This window comes from Pseudomonas sp. YY-1 (genome assembly GCF_002843095.1).
In the GTDB taxonomy this organism is placed as follows: Bacteria; Pseudomonadota; Gammaproteobacteria; order Pseudomonadales; family Pseudomonadaceae; genus Aquipseudomonas; species Aquipseudomonas sediminis_A.
In genome coordinates this window covers 63,891-82,745 of sequence record NZ_PJLX01000010.1, presented here as the reverse complement: position 1 = coordinate 82,745, position 18,855 = coordinate 63,891, and the positions used below count along the sequence as shown (strand labels likewise).

General features: G+C 62.5%; 13 protein-coding genes. 4 read left to right on the top strand and 9 right to left on the bottom strand.

Going from position 1 to position 18,855, the window contains the following annotated elements:
* Positions 1-2 precede the first annotated feature (2 nt).
* A complete protein-coding gene (locus tag CXP40_RS15190) occupies positions 3-1,298 on the bottom strand; it encodes an ammonium transporter (RefSeq protein WP_106734433.1) in 1,296 nt (431 codons plus the stop codon).
* Between the two features lie 303 nt (positions 1,299-1,601).
* Between CXP40_RS15190 and CXP40_RS15185 the strand changes: the two genes are divergently transcribed.
* The gene (locus CXP40_RS15185) at positions 1,602-3,656 is read left to right on the top strand and encodes a bifunctional diguanylate cyclase/phosphodiesterase (RefSeq protein ID WP_106734432.1); all 2,055 of its coding nucleotides are present in this window, start codon (positions 1,602-1,604) and stop codon (positions 3,654-3,656) included.
* A gap of 63 nt (positions 3,657-3,719) precedes the next feature.
* Here CXP40_RS15185 and CXP40_RS15180 read toward each other — a convergent pair whose 3' ends face one another.
* Positions 3,720-4,625, bottom strand: a complete 906-nt coding sequence (locus tag CXP40_RS15180; protein ID WP_106734431.1) for a GIDE domain-containing protein — start codon at positions 4,623-4,625, stop codon at positions 3,720-3,722.
* A 10-nt stretch (positions 4,626-4,635) separates the two neighbouring features.
* Complete coding sequence (locus CXP40_RS15175; RefSeq protein ID WP_074917075.1) at positions 4,636-5,208, bottom strand: LemA family protein; 573 nt, start codon at positions 5,206-5,208, stop codon at positions 4,636-4,638.
* A gap of 190 nt (positions 5,209-5,398) precedes the next feature.
* Between CXP40_RS15175 and CXP40_RS15170 the strand changes: the two genes are divergently transcribed.
* The gene (locus tag CXP40_RS15170; protein ID WP_106734430.1) at positions 5,399-6,736 is read left to right on the top strand and encodes an imelysin family protein; all 1,338 of its coding nucleotides are present in this window, start codon (positions 5,399-5,401) and stop codon (positions 6,734-6,736) included.
* 824 nt (positions 6,737-7,560) lie between these two features.
* Here CXP40_RS15170 and CXP40_RS15165 read toward each other — a convergent pair.
* Both CXP40_RS15165 and CXP40_RS15160 read right to left on the bottom strand, forming a co-directional pair.
* A complete protein-coding gene (locus CXP40_RS15165) occupies positions 7,561-8,388 on the bottom strand; it encodes an AraC family transcriptional regulator (RefSeq protein WP_106734429.1) in 828 nt (275 codons plus the stop codon).
* Positions 8,389-8,393: 5 nt separating this feature from the next.
* A complete protein-coding gene (locus tag CXP40_RS15160; protein WP_106734428.1) occupies positions 8,394-8,963 on the bottom strand; it encodes a GNAT family N-acetyltransferase in 570 nt (189 codons plus the stop codon).
* Positions 8,964-9,168: 205 nt separating this feature from the next.
* Between CXP40_RS15160 and CXP40_RS15155 the strand changes: the two genes are divergently transcribed.
* Complete coding sequence (locus CXP40_RS15155) at positions 9,169-12,657, top strand: PAS domain-containing hybrid sensor histidine kinase/response regulator (RefSeq protein WP_106734427.1); 3,489 nt, start codon at positions 9,169-9,171, stop codon at positions 12,655-12,657.
* A 74-nt stretch (positions 12,658-12,731) separates the two neighbouring features.
* On the opposite strand, the gene rmuC is transcribed toward CXP40_RS15155, so the two are convergent.
* The 4 genes from rmuC to CXP40_RS15135 form a co-directional block, all read right to left on the bottom strand.
* Positions 12,732-14,093 (bottom strand): DNA recombination protein RmuC, encoded by a 1,362-nt coding sequence (rmuC, locus tag CXP40_RS15150; RefSeq protein WP_177429680.1) that lies wholly within the window; start codon positions 14,091-14,093, stop codon positions 12,732-12,734.
* A gap of 179 nt (positions 14,094-14,272) precedes the next feature.
* Positions 14,273-14,524 carry a sel1 repeat family protein gene (locus CXP40_RS15145; protein WP_013716752.1) on the bottom strand — a complete coding sequence of 84 codons (252 nt, stop codon included), beginning with the start codon at positions 14,522-14,524 and terminating at the stop codon, positions 14,273-14,275.
* Between the two features lie 439 nt (positions 14,525-14,963).
* A complete protein-coding gene (locus CXP40_RS15140) occupies positions 14,964-15,716 on the bottom strand; it encodes an RES family NAD+ phosphorylase (protein ID WP_106734425.1) in 753 nt (250 codons plus the stop codon).
* 76 nt (positions 15,717-15,792) lie between these two features.
* The gene (locus CXP40_RS15135; protein ID WP_099525737.1) at positions 15,793-16,164 is read right to left on the bottom strand and encodes an antitoxin Xre/MbcA/ParS toxin-binding domain-containing protein; all 372 of its coding nucleotides are present in this window, start codon (positions 16,162-16,164) and stop codon (positions 15,793-15,795) included.
* Positions 16,165-16,296: 132 nt separating this feature from the next.
* Here CXP40_RS15135 and CXP40_RS15130 point away from each other — a divergent pair, with 132 nt between their 5' ends.
* Complete coding sequence (locus tag CXP40_RS15130) at positions 16,297-18,852, top strand: YdbH domain-containing protein (RefSeq protein ID WP_106734424.1); 2,556 nt, start codon at positions 16,297-16,299, stop codon at positions 18,850-18,852.
* Positions 18,853-18,855 lie beyond the last annotated feature (3 nt).

Genomic DNA, 18,855 nt, shown 5'->3' with positions numbered 1-18,855 from the left:
ACTCAGCCCCTCCTCGACCATTGCTCGCTGTCGAAGGTCTGCGTCAGATTGAATTCCGGATAATCGACCTCAGCATGCTCGGCAAAATCCAGCCCACGCTGCTCATGCTGGGTCGAAACCCGCAGCCCCATGGTCTTGGCCAACAGTAAGTAGAACACCAGGGCAACCGGAAAGGCCCAGAGAAAGGCAGCCGCAGCGCCCAATGCCTGCACCGCGACACGCTCCCAGTTGAACAGGTCACCCTGATAGAACAGACCCGCAGCCAGGGTGCCCCAGATGCCGGCGAATCCGTGGACTGGAATCGCACCGACCACATCGTCGAGCTGCAGGCGATCGAGCAAACGCATGCCGTAGACCACGACAAACCCGGCGATCAGACCACTGAGCAAAGCGAAACCCGGTGCCATGCTGGCGCAGCCGGCGGTGATACCGACCAGCCCGCCAATCGAGCCATTCACCGTAGTGGTCAACAGCACCGGGCTGGCCGTGCTGCGCTGCGCCAACAGAGCGCCGAGCGCGCCAGCGACCGCTGCCAGATGCGTATTCAGGGCGATCAACCCGAGACTGGTGCTGACCTCCAGGTTGCTGCCGGCGTTGAAGCCGAACCAGCCTACCCAGAGGATGAAACCGCCCAATGCCACCAGCCCGAGGTTGTGCCCGGGAATCAAACGCGCCCTGCCATCAGGTGAGAAACGCCCGAGGCGCGGGCCAAGCACCAGAATCCCAGCCAGCGCGCACCAGGCACCGATGCTGTGCACCACGGTCGAGCCGGCAAAATCGATGAAGCCGAGCTTGGCCAGCCAGCCCTGGCCGCCGTACAAACCACCCCACACCCAGCTGCCGAATATCGGGTAGATCACACCGCTGATCAGCACCGCACCGATCAGATAGGCGCCATACCGCGTGCGCTCGGCCATGGCACCACTGGCGATGGTCGCAGCAGTGGCGGCGAACATCATCTGGAACAGCAGGAAGGTGTAGTCCCAGGGCTCGCCGTCATTCGGTGCGAAATGACTCATGCCGAACCAGCCGGTGACATTGGCGCCAAACATCAAACCGAAGCCGAACAACCAGAACACGATGCCACCCACGCAGCCGTCCATGTAGTTCTTCATCATCACGTTGACCGCGTTCTTGGCCCGCGACATACCGCTCTCCAGCAAGGCGAAGCCCGCCTGCATGAAGAACACCAGCACGCTGGCCAACACCAGCCAGGCCGTATTGACGGCCTCCTCGCTGGCGGCATGAGCCTGTGGGGCAAAGCTGACAGCGACGAGCAACAGCATGAGCGTTTTCATCACGAGTCCCCTCCTGGTCGATGCCCGACCTTCGCAACTCTTGTGCCAGCCGCGAAACAGGCGACGAACGGCGCGAAACAAGGCGTAATAGCAATAGGGGGTCAATGCGACCAAGGGTGCTCAAGTCCGTAACAATCGCACCGACACAGAGCAAGGAGCCGACCTAGAGGCTGCGATGCGCACCAAGAGCGTTCCTTGTGAATAAATAGTGCCACCAGGCATGATGGCCCTTTGACGGCCAGGCCTAGATTGCCAATACTCTCGTCTGACTGACGCTGTAAGCATCGACATAAGGAATTGCCTTTGAAGCTGGAATTGAAGAACAGCTTGTCACTCAAGTTGCTCCGCGTGGTGCTGTTATCAGCACTCGTAGTCGGGGTCGTATTGAGTTGTGCGCAGATTGTCTTCGACGCCTACAAGACACGTCAGGCGGTGGCCAACGATGCCCATCGCATCCTCGGCATGTTCCGTGACCCTTCCACTCAGGCGGTATACAGCCTGGACCGCGAGATGGGCATGCAGGTGATCGAGGGGCTGTTCCAGCACGAATCGGTGCGTCACGCTTCCATTGGCCACCCCAACGAACCCATGCTCGCCGAGCGCACTCGTGATCTGGCACAGATGCCGACTCGCTGGCTGACCGACCCGATCCTCGGGCAGGAGCAGCAGTTCGCCACCAAACTGGTCGGCCGCGGCCCCTACAGCGAGTATTACGGTGACCTCAACATCACCCTCGATACGGCGCCTTACGGTGAAAGTTTCGTCACCAACTCGGTGATCATCTTCATCTCAGGTGTGCTGCGCGCCATGGCCATGGGCCTGGTGCTCTATCTGGTTTATCACTGGCTGCTGACCAAACCGCTGTCGAAAATCATCGAGCACCTCACCAACATCAATCCCGACCGCCCTAGCGAACACAAGCTGCCCATGCTCAAGGGCAACGAGAAGAACGAGCTGGGCTTGTGGATCAACACCGCCAACCAATTGCTGGCCTCCATCGAGCGCAATACCCACCTGCGCCGTGAAGCCGAGAACAGCCTGCTGCGCATGGCTCAGTACGACTTCCTCACCGGTCTGCCCAATCGTCAGCAAACTCAACAGCAACTCGACCAGATTCTCGAAGACGCCGGCCGCCTGCAGCGCCGCGTAGCCGTACTCTGCGTCGGCCTGGATGATTTCAAGGGCATCAACGAACAATTCAGTTACCAGAGCGGCGACCAGTTGCTGCTCGCATTGTCCGACCGCCTGCGCAGCCATAGCGGCCGCCTCGGTGCCCTGGCCCGCCTGGGCGGCGACCAGTTCGCCCTGGTTCAAGCCGATATAGAACAACCTTACGAAGCTGCCGAGCTGGCGCAGAGCGTACTCGACGACCTGGAGCTACCCTTCCTGCTCGATCAGCACGAAGTGCGCCTGCGCGCCACCATCGGCATCACCCTGTTCCCGGAAGACGGCGACAGCACCGAGAAGCTGCTGCAGAAAGCCGAACAGACCATGACCCTGGCCAAGAGTCGTTCGCGCAATCGCTACCAGTTCTACATCGCCAGCGTCGACAGCGAGATGCGTCGCCGTCGTGAGCTGGAAAAGGATCTGCGCGATGCTCTGGCGCAGAACCAGTTGCACCTGGTCTACCAGCCCCAGATAGACTATCGCGACCACCGCGTGGTCGGCGTCGAAGCACTGCTGCGCTGGCAGCACCCGCAGCATGGCTTCGTCGCACCGGACCTGTTCATTCCACTGGCCGAACAGAACGGCACCATCATTCCCATTGGTGAATGGATTCTCGACCAGACCTGCCGCCAACTGCGCGAATGGCATGACCAGGGCTTCAGCGATCTGCGCATGGCCATCAACCTGTCCACCGTGCAGCTGCACCACGCCGAGTTGCCGCGCGTGGTCAACAATCTGATGCAGGTTTACCGTCTGCCGCCCAAAAGCCTGGAACTGGAAGTCACCGAGACCGGCCTGATGGAAGACATCAGCACCGCCGCCCAGCACCTGCTCAGCCTGCGCCGCTCCGGCGCGCTGATCGCCATCGACGACTTCGGTACCGGCTACTCCTCGCTGAGCTATCTGAAGAGCCTGCCGCTGGACAAGATCAAGATCGACAAGAGCTTCGTGCAGGATCTGCTCGAAGACGAAGACGACGCCACCATCGTTCGCGCCATCATTCAGCTGGGCAAGAGCCTGGGCATGCAAGTCATCGCCGAAGGCGTGGAAACCGCCGAGCAGGAGGCCTACATCATCGCCCAGGGCTGCCATGAGGGTCAGGGCTACCTGTACAGCAAGCCGCTGCTAGCGCGCGATTTGACGCTGTTCCTCAAGCAGTCACGACGACTGAGCTCAGCCGCGACGCTCTAAACGTCAGCCAAAAAAACGCCGCGATTCGTCGCGGCGTTTTTTGTTCTAGCCCGCCACCCCGGCTTACCAGTTCTGCACACCGAATAACCAGGCCGTGGCCAACGCACCTGCCAGGCACATCACGGCGCCACCGGCGGCTTGCCAATAGAATCTGCGAGCCAGTTCGTCCTCACCGCTATTGGAGAGGATGAACGGCTGCCGTTCGCCAGGCTTGGCCATGTGATGCCGCGCCGGCTCGGATGCCTTTTGCCGATGGCGATCCTCTGCCTCCAGCTGCGCCGCCAGTCGCACGCGATTCCATTCCTGCTCGTCGAGCTCGCCGTTGCCGTCGCTGTCAAAACGCCGCAGCAGGCCGACGTAATCGCCCTTCCATTCACGGATCACTTCGCCCTGAGCGGCCTGCCTGTCGAACCCCTGCTGCGCAGCGCCACGGGTGCGAAAATCGCCGATGGCATACAGCGGCTGGCCAACGTGAAAGCGTTCCTCGCAGTAGCGATAACGCTGACCGCTGGTGAGAAAACCGAACAATCCGCTCTTGGCCGGGCCCAGCGGGTGCCGCAAGTTGCCTTCCCAGACGTCACGCACCGCCGCATGAATCTCGGCACCACGTGGGTCGATCAGGCATTCGCCGGTGCCATCGACCAGGCGTAACCAGGCATCGCTGGCGCCACTCTCGATTACCCGCCAGCTGCGCTTCTTGCCGCTGGAACGATATTCCTCGATACGAAAGCGCCACCATAGGCAGGGTTTGCCAGTCAGTGGCCCGCGCAACTGCATGTCCGGCAGGGCTTCGAGCACACCATAGAGCTCGACGTACCCCTGCGCCGCCGAGCGAATCTTCGAGGTCGGCGTGTCGAGCAGATGGCGCGCCTGCGACCAACCCCGCAGGCACCACCAGGCGCCGCCCAGGCAGGCGCCGATAGTGAACGTGAGCGTGAAAAAGAAGCCGAAGGGGTCGACCTGCATCATCGGCTGACGCTCAATTGAATAGCGACTTCATATCTACATCGGCTTTTTCCGCCTCGCTGAACACCAGCAACTCGGCAGCCTGGAAGTTGAACATGCGCGCGATGAGTACATCGGGGAACTGCTCGATGCGCACGTTGTTGAGGTTGACCGCCTCGTTGTACAGCTCGCGGCGGTCGGCGATACCATTTTCCAGGCCGCTGATGCGTTGCTGCAGGTGCTGGAAGCTGTCGTTGGCCTTCAGCTCGGGATAGTTCTCGGCAAGCGCGAATAGCTGGCCGAGGCCCGCGCGCAAACCACTCTCGGCCTTGCCCAGAGCGCCGACATCATGTTGTTCGCGAGCACTGGCAACGGCGCTACGCGCTGCAATCACCCGCTCCAGGGTCGAGCCTTCGTACTGCATGTACTGCTTGCAGGTTTCCACCAGCTTGGGCAGTTCGTCATGCCGTTGCTTGAGCAGCACATCGATGTTCGACCAAGCCTTGCTCACGCCATGCTTGAGGCGTACCAGCCCGTTGTACAACGACACCGCGTAGGCGCCGAGCAAGACGAGGACAACGATGATGATCACAGCGGTCAGGCTCATGCAGTTTTCTCCATGCAGAACTGCGAATCGGGTGCTGGCATTCTAACGGCAACAAGCTGGCTCGATAGCGATATCCCGCACAACGACAAATAATGGCCTTTACACATAATGCGAAACATTTGCATTATGTCGCAGTTTTTCAGGTACTACTGAGTACCGTCCACATTTCGTACATGCAAAGGACCCCGCCATGATTCGTATGCCTCTGGCCTCCGCCAGCCTGCTGGCCATCGCCATTTCCCTCGCTGGCTGCGGCGAAGACAAAGCCCCCGCGACCCAGGCAGCTGCTCCTGCTGCTGCCACCGAGAGCACGGCGCCAGCCACTGCGGCGAAGGTCGACGAAGCAGCGGCGAAGGCCGTGGTCAATCATTACGCCGATCTCGCCTTGGCCGTATTCAGCGACGCAGCGAGCACCGGCAAGGCCCTGCAAAGCGCGGTAGACGCCCTGCTCGCCGCCCCCAGCGAAGCGACTCTGAAAGCTGCGCGCGAAGCCTGGTTGGCCGCACGCGTGCCGTACATGCAGACCGAAGTGTTCCGTTTCGGTAACCCGGTGGTCGACGAATGGGAAGGTCAGCTCAACGCCTGGCCGCTGGACGAAGGCCTGATCGACTACGTGGCCGAAGACTACCAGCACGCTCTGGGCAACCCGGGCGCGCAAGCCAATATCATCGCCAACACCGAGATCCAGGTCGGTGAAGACAAGATCGACGTCAGCGAAATCAACGGCGAGCTGCTGGCCAGCCTGAACGAACTGGGTGGCTCCGAGGCCAACGTCGCCACCGGCTACCACGCCATCGAATTCCTGCTCTGGGGCCAGGACCTCAATGGCACCGAGCCGGGTGCTGGCGAGCGTCCCTACACCGACTACCTGGTGGGTGAAGGCGCTACCGGTGGCCACAACGAACGCCGCCGCACTTACCTGAAAGCCGCCACCGACCTGCTGGTCAGCGACCTGAACGACATGGTCGAGCAGTGGAAGGACGGCGTAGAAGGCAACTACCGCAGCGAACTGGTCGCCGATTCGCCCGACAACGGTCTGCGCAAGATGCTGTTCGGCATGGGCAGCCTGTCGCTCGGCGAACTGGCGGGCGAGCGCATGAAGGTCGCACTGGAAGCCAACTCCACCGAAGACGAGCATGACTGCTTCAGCGACAACACCCACAACTCGCACTTCTACAACGGTAAAGGCATTCGCAACGTTTACCTGGGCGAGTACAAGAAGGTCGACGGCAGCACACTGACCGGCCCGAGCCTGTCCGAACTGGTAGCCAAGGCTGACGCCCAGACCGACGCCACGCTCAAGGCCGACCTGCAGGAAACCGAAGCCAAGCTGCAAGCGCTGGTCGACAGTGCCGAGAAGAACAACGTGCACTTCGATCAGTTGATCGCGGAAGGCAACGCCGAAGGCCAGCAACTGGTACGTGACGCCATCGCCGCACTGGTCAAGCAGACCGGCGCCATCGAACAGGCCGCGGGCAAGCTAGGCATCAGCGACCTGAACCCGGACACCGCCGATCACGAATTCTGATCGACATAACGGGCTGAAAGAGCCGGCGCCTCCGTAAGGAGCGCCGGTTTTTTTTGGCTCTTCGCATAGTTTGGTGAAGGTACGGATTGACACCGTACTGGCAATTAGATGTTAGCTGCCGGTGCTGGCACTATCCGTTAGCGCGTCGTCTGATCTGAAGGGTTTCGCCCCTTGCGGGCGAGTTACTTTCTCTTGCTTGCCCAAGAGAAAGTAACCAAAGAGAAGGACACCCCACCATCCGGCCCCGGCTGCGCCGGGGTTCCCTCGTTCCATCACCACTCCAGGGGCACGCTGCGAAGGGCCATCCCTGGCCCATCGCAGCTCTCGCGACATCCATGTCGCTCAAACCCTTCCATGGTGATTCCACTCGGCCTCCTGAAGGGGACTTGGGCGTCGTCTGTACCATCGCAGTTGAAGAGCAAAAGCCAAACGCTACCGACTTTGATCTTCCGGAGATTTCGCAAGCTCGCGGTCCGGTCCCCTTCAGGAGGCCGAGCAGAGGTGTTGCGTAGGGGAGCGAGCCGCATGGATGCGGCGAGAGGCTTAAAGGGCCATGGATGGCCCTTGTAAGCCGGCCCCCGGAGCTGCACCGGCGCGAGGGAAGTTTCGCGTAGCGAAACCCGGATGTCGGGGTGCCCTTCTTTGGCACACCTTTCTTGGGCAAGCAAGAAAGGTGTGGCGCCCGTAGGGGCGCAACCCAAACGTTCAGCAGACGCGGTAATGGATGGTGCCAAGTCAGTAAGCGATACGCACACAAACTTGCCAGTCCGGTGTCGGGCGCATCCTCCCCGCGAAAATGCGAAGAACCTTTTTTATTCCTGCTGTCAGCTTCGTGCCACTGCGCTGCGATATTCGCCTGGGCTCACGCCATAAACCTGCTTGAACTGTCGCGACAAGTGACTCTGATCGGCGAAGCCCAACTGCATCGCCACAGCGACCGCCGTGCAACCCGTCTTTAGCAATGCCCGCGCCTGTTCGAGACGACGCTGTTTGAGCCAGGCATGCGGTGGCAAGCCGGTCGCGCGGCGAAATACGCGCGCGAAGTGAAAAGGTGAGAGGTTGACCGCAGCCGCCAGCTCCTCCAGCGACGGCGGCTCGACCAGTCGCTCGGCGAGCATTTGCTTGGCGCAGGCCACGGCCCAGGGCTCGCGCCCAGGCGCAGGCGGTTCGGCAAGCTGCGCATGGCGTTGGAACAGCAGCAGGATCGCCTCACGCCAGGCCAACTGCTGCTGCAACGCCTCGGCGCCATGTTCGAGCAGTTGGTGCAACTGCAGAAAGGCCGCGTGCAAACGCGGATCATGCAGCACGCTGGAGGCAAACGACGGCATGCCGGCCTTGGCCAGACCCAGCTCCTGCAGTGCCCCCAGTACCTGAGCGTTGTCGGGATAGAAACCGCGATAGCGCCAGCCGTCTTCGTGCGCCTTGGAGCCGGTGTGCACTTCGTCCGGGTTGATCAGCACCATGCTGCCCTGCGGCGCCAGGTGATCGCAGCCACGGTGGCGAAAGCGCTGGGCGCCATGCTCGATCACGGTGAAGACGAACCCTTCATGTACATGCGGAGCGAAACGCTGCTCGAGGTAGCGCGCCTGCAACAGCTCGACTCCGCTCAATGCGGAAGCTTGCCAGAAGCGGGTCTGCTCACGACTGGGCATACGGCTCAGGCGTTGAAGCCCGCCTCCATCGCCTCACGCAGCGCCGGCCATTCCAGGTCGGTGATGCTGTACAGCACGGTGTCATCGAGTCGGCCATCAGCCAGGCGGCGATGGTTGCGCAGCAACCCTTCACGAACGGCGCCAAGCTTCTCGATGGCGCGTTGCGAACGCAGGTTGCTGGCGGCAGTTTTCAGTTGCACGCGAACCATGCCCCAGTTTTCGAAAGCGTGCTTGAGCATCAAATACTTGATGCTGGCGTTCAACCCGCTGCCATGCTGGCGGTGGTCAAGCCAGGTCCAGCCAATTTCACAGGCCGGCAGGGTGTTCATGAAGTCGGCGAAACGCGTGGTGCCCACCATTTCGTCACCCAGGCGTATGACGAACGGCAGTGCGCGCTGCTCGCGCAGATCGGTCAGGGCGCTGCGGTACCAGTCCAACCGCTGGGTGCCGCTCATGTACAGCAGCTCCTCGCGGTTGGCCTCGGCCAGCGCCACCAGACCAGGGATATCGGCATCGGAGAGCGGTTCCAGGCGCAAAGCGCCACGTTGCAAAGTCACCAACTGCGGCTTGAACATAGGGTCCTTCCTCGGACAGAGTCGCAAACCAGCCAAGCTATCAGCCCCTGCGCTGCGGCACAATCGAGTCCCGTCGCAAAGCACACTTGCTTGGCTGCTACCTTGGTCGCAGCCGACAGCGCGTGGCTTTGTGCAACACTGATCAACATCAGCCTCGCCTCGGCGGTCAGGCTCTTTTCGTTTCAGCGCGCGTTTCGGAGTCTGCATGTCGTTGTCCCCCGGGTTGATCGCCGCGGTCGCCCTGATCTACATGACTATTCTTTTCGCCATCGCTTTCTATGGCGACCGTCGCAGCGCGCCCATGCCGCCGAAGATTCGCGCCTGGGTGTACTCGCTGTCGCTGGCCGTCTACTGCACCAGCTGGACCTTCTTCGGCGCCGTCGGCCAGGCTGCCGAGCAACTGTGGTCATTCATCCCGATCTACCTCGGCCCGACCATCCTGCTGCTGACCATGCCATGGGTGCTGCAGAAGATGGTGATGATCAGCAAGCAGGAGAACATCACCTCCATCGCCGACTTCATCGCCGCGCGCTACGGCAAGTCGCAGTCGCTGGCCATCGTGGTGGCGCTGATCTGCCTGGTCGGCGTGCTGCCCTATATCGCCTTGCAGCTCAAAGGCATCGTGCTCGGCGTCAATCTGCTGATCGGCGCACATGCCCAGGATACCGGCACCAGCGCCCAGGACACCGCGCTGATCGTGTCACTGGCCCTGGCGTTGTTCACCATTCTGTTCGGCACCCGCAACCTCGACGTCACCGAGCACCATCGCGGCATGGTGCTGGCGATTGCCTTCGAGTCACTGGTCAAGCTGCTGGCCTTCCTCGCAGTTGGCGCCTTCGTTACCTTCGGCCTGTACAACGGCTTCCATGATCTGCTCGACAAGGCACACAACACCGCAGAGCTGGACGCGTTCTGGAACGAGGCGGTGAACTGGCCGGCGATGCTGGTGCAGACCGGCATGGCGATGATCGCCATCATCTGTCTGCCGCGGCAGTTTCATGTCACCGTGGTAGAGAACATCGAACCCAAGGACCTGCGCCTGGCGCGCTGGGTATTCCCCGCTTATCTGATGCTGGCTGCGCTGTTCGTCGTGCCCATTGCCCTCGCCGGGCAGATGCTGCTGCCGGCCGGCGTGACACCGGACTCCTTCGTGATCAGCCTGCCGCTGGCCGAAGCCCATCCAGGCCTGGCGGTGCTGGCCTTCATCGGCGGCGCCTCGGCCGCCACCGGCATGGTGATCGTCGCCTCGGTGGCACTGTCGACCATGATCTCCAACGACATGCTGCTGCCCTGGCTGTTGCGCCGGCAGAGTACCGAGCGGCCGTTCGAGGCCTTCCGTCACTGGATGCTCACCGCGCGCCGGGTCAGCATCGTGCTGATCCTGCTACTGGCCTACGTCTGCTATCGCCTGCTCGGCGAAGGCGCCAGCCTGGCCACCATTGGCCAGGTGTCGTTTGCCGCCATCGGCCAATTGGCGCCTGCCATGTTCGGCGCCTTGGTGTGGAAGCAAGCCAATCGCCGCGGCGTGTTCGCCGGTCTTATCTTCGGCGCCATGCTTTGGTTCTACACCCTGGTACTGCCACTGGCGGCACGCGGCATGGGCTGGTCGCTGGACAGTTTCCCCGGCCTCGCCACCCTGCTCTATGCTCCCATCGGCCTACAGGTTGACCCGCTGACGCGCGGCGTGGTGCTTTCACTGGCCGGCAATATGCTGCTGTTCGCCTGGGTTTCCTGGTTCTCACGCACCCGCGTTTCCGAACACTGGCAAGCCGGGCGCTTCATCGGCCATGACTTAGGCACCAAGCCAAGCAACCGCAGCCTGCTGGCAGTGCAGGTGGCCGATTTGCTGATGCTGTCCAGCCGTTTCGTCGGCGAAGAACGCGCACGCCAGAGCTTCAATCGCTTCGCCCTGCGACAGGGCAAAGGCAAGGACTTCGATCCCAACCAGCCGGCCAATAGTGAGTGGATCGCCCACACCGAACGTCTGCTCGCTGGCGTCCTTGGCGCCTCTTCGACCCGCGCGGTGGTCAAGGCCGCCATCGAAGGCCGCGAGATGCAGGTCGAGGATGTGGTGCGCATCGTCGACGAAGCCAGCGAGGTGCTGCAGTTCAACCGCGCCCTGCTGCAGGGTGCGATCGAGAACATCACCCAGGGCATCAGCGTGGTCGACCAGAACCTGCGCCTGGTGGCCTGGAACCACCGTTACCTGGAATTGTTCGAGTACCCCGAGGGCCTGATCTACGTCGGTCGACCGATTGCCGAGATCATCCGCTTCAATGCCGAGCGCGGCATGCTCGGCAGCGGCGACCTGGAGGAGAACGTTGCCAAGCGTCTGTACTGGATGCGCCAGGGTACCGCTCACAGCTATGAGCGGGTATTCCCCAACGGCCGGGTGATCGAGCTGATCGGCAATCCCATGCCGGGCGGTGGTTTCGTCATGAGCTTCACCGACATCACCGAATTCCGCGAAGCCGAGCGCGCCCTCAAGGATGCCAACGAAAGCCTCGAACGACGGGTTGCCGAACGCACCCATGAGCTGTCGAAGCTGAACCAGGCACTGACCGAAGCCAAGGCCCACGCCGAAGCCGCCAACCAGTCGAAAACGCGCTTCCTCGCCGCAGTCAGCCATGACCTGATGCAACCGCTCAATGCGGCCCGACTCTTCTCCGCGGCACTGGCCCACCAGGATGACGCCCTGCCCAACGAGGCGCAGGAGCTGGTCCGGCACTTGGACAGCTCGTTGCGCTCAGCCGAGGACCTGATTACCGACCTGCTGGATATCTCGCGCCTGGAAAACGGCCGGATCACGCCGGACCGTCACGCCTTCGCCCTCTCCAGCCTGTTCGACACCCTCGCCGCCGAGTTCGGCGTGCTGGCTGCCGAACAGGGTATCGACCTGCGCGTACGCGGCAGTCGGCAATGGATCGACAGCGACATCAAGCTGCTGCGCCGAGTGCTGCAGAACTTCCTGACCAACGCCTTCCGCTACGCCAAGGGCCGCGTGGTGCTGGGAGTACGCCGTGAAGGCAATCAGTTGCGCCTGGAAGTCTGGGACCGCGGCATGGGTATCCCCGAGGACAAGCGCAAGGTGATCTTCGAGGAATTCAAGCGCCTCGACAGCCACCAGACGCGCGCCGAGAAAGGCCTGGGTTTGGGCCTGGCGATTGCCGACGGTCTCTGCCGCGTACTCTCCCACCGCCTGGAAGTGCGCTCCTGGCCAGGTAAAGGCAGCGTGTTCAGCGTCAGCGTACCGCTAGCGAGAAAACCGGCGCCGAAGCAGCAAGGCCCAGCCTTACCGGCAGTCGATGGCCAGCCCTTGCAGGGCACCCAGGTGATCTGCATCGACAACGAAGACAGCATCCTCACCGGCATGTACAGCCTGCTGTCACGCTGGGGCTGCCAGGTGTGGACAGCGCGTAATCGTCTGGAGTGCGAGCACCTGCTCAGCGAGGACGTACGCCCGCAACTGGCGCTGATCGACTACCACCTCGACGAGGGCGAAACCGGCACCGAACTGATGGCCTGGCTACGCACGCGCCTGGGCGAACCGGTGCCGGGCGTGGTGATCAGCGCTGACGGTCGCCCGGAACTGGTCGCCGAGGTCCATGCCGCCGGCCTCGACTACCTGCCAAAACCGGTCAAACCTGCGGCCCTGCGGGCATTGCTCAGTCGCCACCTGACACTGCGTGGCTAGCCGGATCTTGGCCGGAGGTTTGCGCCCTTGTAACCACTGCTGAGCGTGTCACCGGCGCGGCATGCGGTGTCAGCTCACTCGCCCAGCTCATCCAGTGCTGGCAGATCAGCGGAGCGCTCGAGCAGCTCGCCTGGCAGGCTCTTGCTCGCACGAGCGCCCAGCAGCTTGAGATTCTCCACACGGCCGATGAGGTTGCCGCGACCGTCCACCAGCTTGTTGCGGGCATTGGCGTAAGCCTTGTCCAACTGCTGCAGACGGCTGCCCATCTCGTCCAGATCGGCGACGAAGGCGACGAACTTGTCGTATAGCTGACCGGCGCGCTCAGCGATCTCGCGCGCATTCTGGCCCTGACGCTCCTGGCGCCAGAGGCTGTCGATCACCCGCAGCGTAGCCAGCAAGGTGGTCGGGCTGACGATCACCACCTGCTGCTCGAAAGCCTCCTGAAACAGATCCGGCTCGGCCTGCAGCGCCGCGGCGAAGGCCGCCTCGATGGGCACGAAGAGCAGCACGAAATCCAGACTGTGCAAACCTTCGAGGCGCTGGTAATCCTTGCCGGACAGACCCTTGAGGTGGCTGCGCAGCGAGATCAGGTGCTGCTTGAGCGCCTGCTGGCGAATCGGCTCGTCCACTGCCGCGACATACTGCTGGTAAGCGCTGAGGCTGACCTTGGCATCGACGATCACCTGCCTGTCGCCCGGCAGACGGATCAGCACGTCAGGCTGAAAACGCTCGCCACCAGCGCCCTTGAGGCTGACCTGGGTGTGGTACTCACGCCCCTTCTCCAGGCCGGCATGCTCCAACACCCGCTCCAGCACCAACTCGCCCCAGTTGCCCTGAGTCTTCTGGCCCTTGAGTGCACGGGTCAGATTGGTTGCCTCGTCACCCAGGCGCTGATTGAGCTGCTGCAGACGCTCCAACTCTTTGTTCAGGGAAAAACGCTCACGCGCTTCTTGTTGATAACTCTCGTCGACGCGCTTCTCGAACGCCTGGATGCGCTCCTTGAGTGGGTCGAGCAACTGGCCGAGGCGCTGCTGGCTGGTCTCCGCGAAACGCTGCTCACGCTCATCGAAGATCTTCGTTGCCAGTTCGGAGAACTGGGCGCGCAGCTCGTTGCGCGCGCCCTGCAGATCATCAAGACGCTGCTGCTGGTTGTCGCGGTTTTCCTGCAGCTCGGCAGCTAGCGCCGCACACTCGGCGGTGAGCCGACGCAATTCAGCTTCGTTACGTTCGCGCTGCTGATTCCAAGACTGCGCGGCCTCGCGGGCAATCTGCCGCTCCTGCTGCAGCAACTCGTTCTCACGCCGCAAACCGGCCAACTCGGTCTGCTGCTCCACCTTGATCTCGCTGACCTCGGCCAATTCGGCGCGGCAATCATCGAGTTGCGCCAGCAAACCGGTCTGGCTGAGCTGCGCATGCTCCAGGCGCTCCTGCAGCAACGCCTGTTCGCCTTGCTCGCGAGCTAGCCGGCGCTGCAAGGACCAAAGGCCGGCCAATAGCGGAACCAGCGCAACGGCGATGCCGATAGCGAGAGAGAGGGGATCGATTGGCATAGACGCTCCATGTTTGACCGCCGTGCAGTATACCCGCCGGCGATTTACACGGGGCCAGCACGCAATCAGCGTGAAAGACGCTCCAGCTCCAGCTGAGCGCCACGGTCGCCCGCGCGCGCAGCCTGGCGCAGCAGCTCATAACCGATGCGGCGATCACGGGTATTACCGCAGTCGCGACAGAGCAGTTGGCCCAACCGGCTTTGTGCCTGCACGCAGCCCTTGCGCGCAGGCTGCTTGAGCAGGTTGCCGGCGATGCGTTTGACACTGGGGGTTTGCCCCAGACGCGGGCTGTCGAGCAGCCACAGCGCAACGCGCATGGGCAGACGAGAAGAACCGGGACGGGTCGCAGAGGATGAAGCAGGTAAAGCGCGAGGCATAAATACAGAGGGGGGTGACTGCCGGGGCGCGCCACTCTACTCCTTTTTTCTCGAAGGTAAAGCCTTGCCTGCCAGATCGATTGCGGCTGCCAGAAAGAGTTCCCTCACAATCCACAGAAGCTGTGGATAACTCCGTGCACAACTTGGGCGAAAGAACTCACAGGCCTGATGCCATGGGGCTCGCAGTCAAACTGTCGATTTTTTCACCAATGGAAAAAGTGCATATTTTTCATTGACTTAAAAATCAACCACGGAAAATCAAGCGGTTAGCGGCGTTTCTGACAGTGATGTGACAGCCTGCTTCAGCATTGTGCACAACTCCCTACGACAGATCCGCGCAGCGCTCTGTTTCGGGGCATCTACCGCACCAGCGCAGGCGTTACGCGGGGTGAGGCAATTGCCCTTGCACCAGAAACTGCTCCCAGTGAAACAGCCGCGGTTGATCCGGCGTTTGCGCATGCTTGAACGCTACGTACTCACCCGTGGTTTCACACAACCAGGCGGTCAGATTGCGCGGGCGCTTCTCCGCAAACGCAGCCGGCACGTAGAGCGCGACATTGCTGCCACCATCCGGGCAGCGCGCCGAGCGGTACTCGAAGGCCTGGATGCCCGCTGCACGCATCGCCGCCCCGAGGCGCTGGGGCACGCTGTAGTCGCTAGGGTGAGCCAACAGGACACCATGCCCCTCGAAGGGAGGCTTGTGCAACTGGATGCCGCGCTCGACGCGATAGCGCGCCTCGAAGGTGGAATGCTCGGAGAGGATGCGGCCACTGGGCGGCGCAGTGGCCATGCCGTTCCACAGGACGAAACGGTAGTAGGCAGCCTCGGCCATCGCCGTTTCCAGGCGCAGGGCGGCGTAGAACAGGCTGGGTTCGTGTACGGTACCGAAGCGCGACCCCCAGCGCAGCGGTGGATAACGAAACGGCGTCTTCAACAGATAGTGCAGCGGCTCGGTAGCCTCCGGCAGCGGCGGTTTGCTGTTCTCAAGCAACTCCTCGAGCAAGGCCTGCTCGGCGAGGTTATCCACCAGTTGCAGGGTCGCGACCTGCGCCTGACTCTCCACCATGCGCAACAGCTTGCCGCGCAGCGGTCGCACCTGCCGCTCGCCATCGCATAGTTGCCAGATGTCCATGGCGATACCTCCCTGCCTCATATCGCTGCCGCGAACCGCGCCGATAATCGGTGCGCATGGCGCACCCTACATGTGCTCAGACCTTGCCGCGAATGGCGTCCAGATACTCGACGACACGCACCAAGCCCTGCACCTGACTCATCTGCTGCAGCGGTACGCCAGCCAGATGGCGATTCTCGGTGCGCAGGAAATGGCGCATGTCCTGCTGATTGCCGCCAAACAGGGCGAACAACGCGCGGTAGGCGCGAATCAACAGCAGGGCCAGTTCGCCGGTCTTGCTTTGCGGGCGCAAACCGCCCTGCTCGTTCCAGCGGCTGATGGCACTGCGATGGACGCCGACGATATCGGCCAACTCCTGCTGAGTCAGCCCCAGGTGCTCACGAGTATTGAGCAAGGCCTTGGCCAGTACCGCATCGGCGTCAGGCTGGCTGCGAGTCACTGCACTCATCATGTCCTCCTACGCGTGTTTAGAACAAATAAATCAATAAAAGCTGTAAACACACAATAGCACGGAAAGCCGCTTGGCACCCACTCGAGCATGGGGTACCGTCCCTTGCACGGCATCTGGCAAGGAGAACTCATGAGCCGCCGGCGTTTCTGGCTGAGCATCTGCGTAGCGACTCTGGCAGTGTTGTCGCTACTCGCCTGCTATGCCGGCTACCGCGTGCAGCAACTGCTCGAGGAGCAGCACATCGAGCTGGACTGGCAAGGCCTGAGCCTGTCCTGGCGAGGCGTGCAGCTGCACGATGTGCGTATGACCCAGCGTCAGAGCGGTGAGTTGCGTGCGCAGGCCAGCCAACTGCAACTCGAATGGCTGGCCAGCGAGGCGCCGCGCTATCGCCTGCTTGCCCAAGGCCTGCAAGTTGCCTGGCAACTCGCCCCGGCAGCGACGCAAAACCAGACCGACAGTGACCTCGACGACCTCGTCGAGCGCACGCTCAACACCCTGCCATGGCTGCCACGACAGATCGACGTACGCGACGCCCACGCGCAGCTGCCTTGCCATGGCGGTCAATGTACGCTCGACGGCAACCTCAGCCTGCAGCACCTGGACGATGCACTGCAATTGCACCTGCAACTTGAGCGTGAGACGCACAGTGCACGGCTACATGCGCGCCTGCAGGGTCTGGACAGTACGCCGGACAGCACACGCCAGCTGGAGATGAGCCTGCACCTCGACGACCAGCAGCAGATGGAGCTGCACAGCGATGTGCTCGCCCAGGGCGATGCGTTGCAGTGGTCTGGCAACCTGCTGCTCGCCCCTCTGCAGGAGATCGCCTGGGTCGGCGCCTGGCTGAGCGAATGGACCCCACTCGACGCCACCAACCTGCCCGCAACGCCGCAGCAAGCCGGCATCATCGCTCAGTGGCAGCTGCAACTTCCGCAGACCACCCGCCAGCTAGGCGAGCTGCTGGCCGCGCCGGGATGGCTGCGTGTCGATGCCCAGCTGCCGAAGTCCTGGCCGCTGCCCGGCGTCGGCATGATCAGCGGCGAACTGCAGCTCGACCTGCTCAACGCCAGCGGCACCTGGCAAGCGCGCAAGCTGCACGGCAACCTGCAACTCGACACGCAGGACGCGTCCTGGCTGGCCGCCCTGCCAAGCGGCCTACGCCCCCACAAGTTGCAGATGCAGCTCACACCACTGCAGAGCAGCCTCGACAACGAACTGACCGTGCAACTGAAGCTATCCGGCCAGGGAGCACTAGAGCTGCAAGCAAGTGCCGAGCTCGGTCTGCATCAATCCCCTGACTGGTCGCTGAACGTCCGTCAGCTGCAACTCGACGCCCGCAGCAAGCGCGCGGATATGGCAGGCAGCCGTGCCGATGGCCTGCACCTGAACCTGGGCCTGACTGGTAGTGCAACCACGCAGCAGGTGCAATTCAAGACCACCGATACCTCTCGCCTGGCAATCCAGCGCCTGCGCAGCAGCGATCTTGAGCTGCAGCAAGCTCAACTAACACTCGCCGGTCTCGACCTTGCTGGCGCGCCATACTCACCCATGCTGTCCGGGCCGCTGACGCTGCGCATACAGAGCCTGCAACACCCGCAACTGCAGGCGCAGGGCTGGCAATGGCAAGGCCGGCTGGAGGCTGACAGCGTCAGCCAGGCACTCGATGGTGCATTGCTGGCGGACTCGGGGCTGGGTATGGCGCTGCGCCTGAACAACACCGCCGATGCACTGGGGCTGAACGCCACAGTCGATGAAGTCTTCCTGCGCGCAGGCAACCCGCTGGCCCATACGCTAGCGAGCTGGCCGCCGCTGCTGACGCTGGACAACGGCCGTATCCAGGCCGACGCCAGCCTCAGCCTGCCCACTGGCAAGTCTCTGCAACTGAGGGTGAAGCTCAGCGGCAAAGGCCTGGCCGGCATCTATGACCGCAGCACGCTGAGCGGTGTGGACGCCGAACTGCACCTGCGCCTCGCGGGCGAGCGCCTGACACTGGAACTGCCGAGCCTGAGCGCGAAACAGCTCAACCCCGGTATCGCCCTAGGCCCCTTGCAGCTGCAAGCCAGTTATCAGACCAGCCTGCAACGCCCTCTGGCCGGCAACCTGACCCACCAACGCGCGGAGCTGGGCATTCTCGGCGGCAGCCTGAGCCTGGAACCGGCGACCTGGGCACTGGATCACCCCAGCCAGTTGCTGCCACTGAAGCTCAGCGGCCTGGATCTGCAGGAGCTGTTTCGCGTCTACCCGGCCGAAGGGCTCGCCGGCAAAGGACTGATCGACGGCACCTTGCCGCTGCGCCTGAGCGGCGCCATCAGTATCGAACAGGGCCTGATCGAAGCCAGGCCACCAGGGGGGCAACTGAGCTTTCACTCGCCGCGCATTCGCGCCATGGGCCAGGCCAACCCGGGTATGAAGCTGGTCACCGACGCACTGGAGGACTTCCACTACGATCTGCTCAGCAGTAGCGTCGACTATGATCAGTCCGGCACACTGCAGCTAGGCATGCGCCTGCATGGGCTGAACCCGGCCATCGAGAAGGGCCGGCCCATCCATTTCAACATCAATCTGGAAGAAGACATTCCGGCCTTGCTGGCCAGCCTGCAACTGACCGACAAGGTAAGTGGCATCATCCAGCAACGGATTCAGCAATGGATGCGCCAGCGTGTCCCCCAAGAATCAAAGGAGTAGCGC

What these genes read in the sequence shown, in the direction of transcription:
- CXP40_RS15135 (WP_099525737.1), bottom strand. Translation starts at nt 16,164, where the DNA reads ATGAGTGCAGTGACTCGCAGCCAGCCTGACGCCGATGCGGTACTGGCC.
- CXP40_RS15155 (WP_106734427.1), top strand. Translation starts at nt 9,169, where the DNA reads ATGTCGTTGTCCCCCGGGTTGATCGCCGCGGTCGCCCTGATCTACATG.
- CXP40_RS15145 (WP_013716752.1), bottom strand. Translation starts at nt 14,524, where the DNA reads ATGCGCGTTGCGCTGTGGCTGCTCGACAGCCCGCGTCTGGGGCAAACC.
- CXP40_RS15180 (WP_106734431.1), bottom strand. Translation starts at nt 4,625, where the DNA reads ATGATGCAGGTCGACCCCTTCGGCTTCTTTTTCACGCTCACGTTCACT.
- CXP40_RS15165 (WP_106734429.1), bottom strand. Translation starts at nt 8,388, where the DNA reads ATGCCCAGTCGTGAGCAGACCCGCTTCTGGCAAGCTTCCGCATTGAGC.
- CXP40_RS15130 (WP_106734424.1), top strand. Translation starts at nt 16,297, where the DNA reads ATGAGCCGCCGGCGTTTCTGGCTGAGCATCTGCGTAGCGACTCTGGCA.
- CXP40_RS15170 (WP_106734430.1), top strand. Translation starts at nt 5,399, where the DNA reads ATGATTCGTATGCCTCTGGCCTCCGCCAGCCTGCTGGCCATCGCCATT.
- CXP40_RS15175 (WP_074917075.1), bottom strand. Translation starts at nt 5,208, where the DNA reads ATGAGCCTGACCGCTGTGATCATCATCGTTGTCCTCGTCTTGCTCGGC.
- CXP40_RS15190 (WP_106734433.1), bottom strand. Translation starts at nt 1,298, where the DNA reads ATGAAAACGCTCATGCTGTTGCTCGTCGCTGTCAGCTTTGCCCCACAG.
- CXP40_RS15160 (WP_106734428.1), bottom strand. Translation starts at nt 8,963, where the DNA reads ATGTTCAAGCCGCAGTTGGTGACTTTGCAACGTGGCGCTTTGCGCCTG.
- CXP40_RS15140 (WP_106734425.1), bottom strand. Translation starts at nt 15,716, where the DNA reads ATGGACATCTGGCAACTATGCGATGGCGAGCGGCAGGTGCGACCGCTG.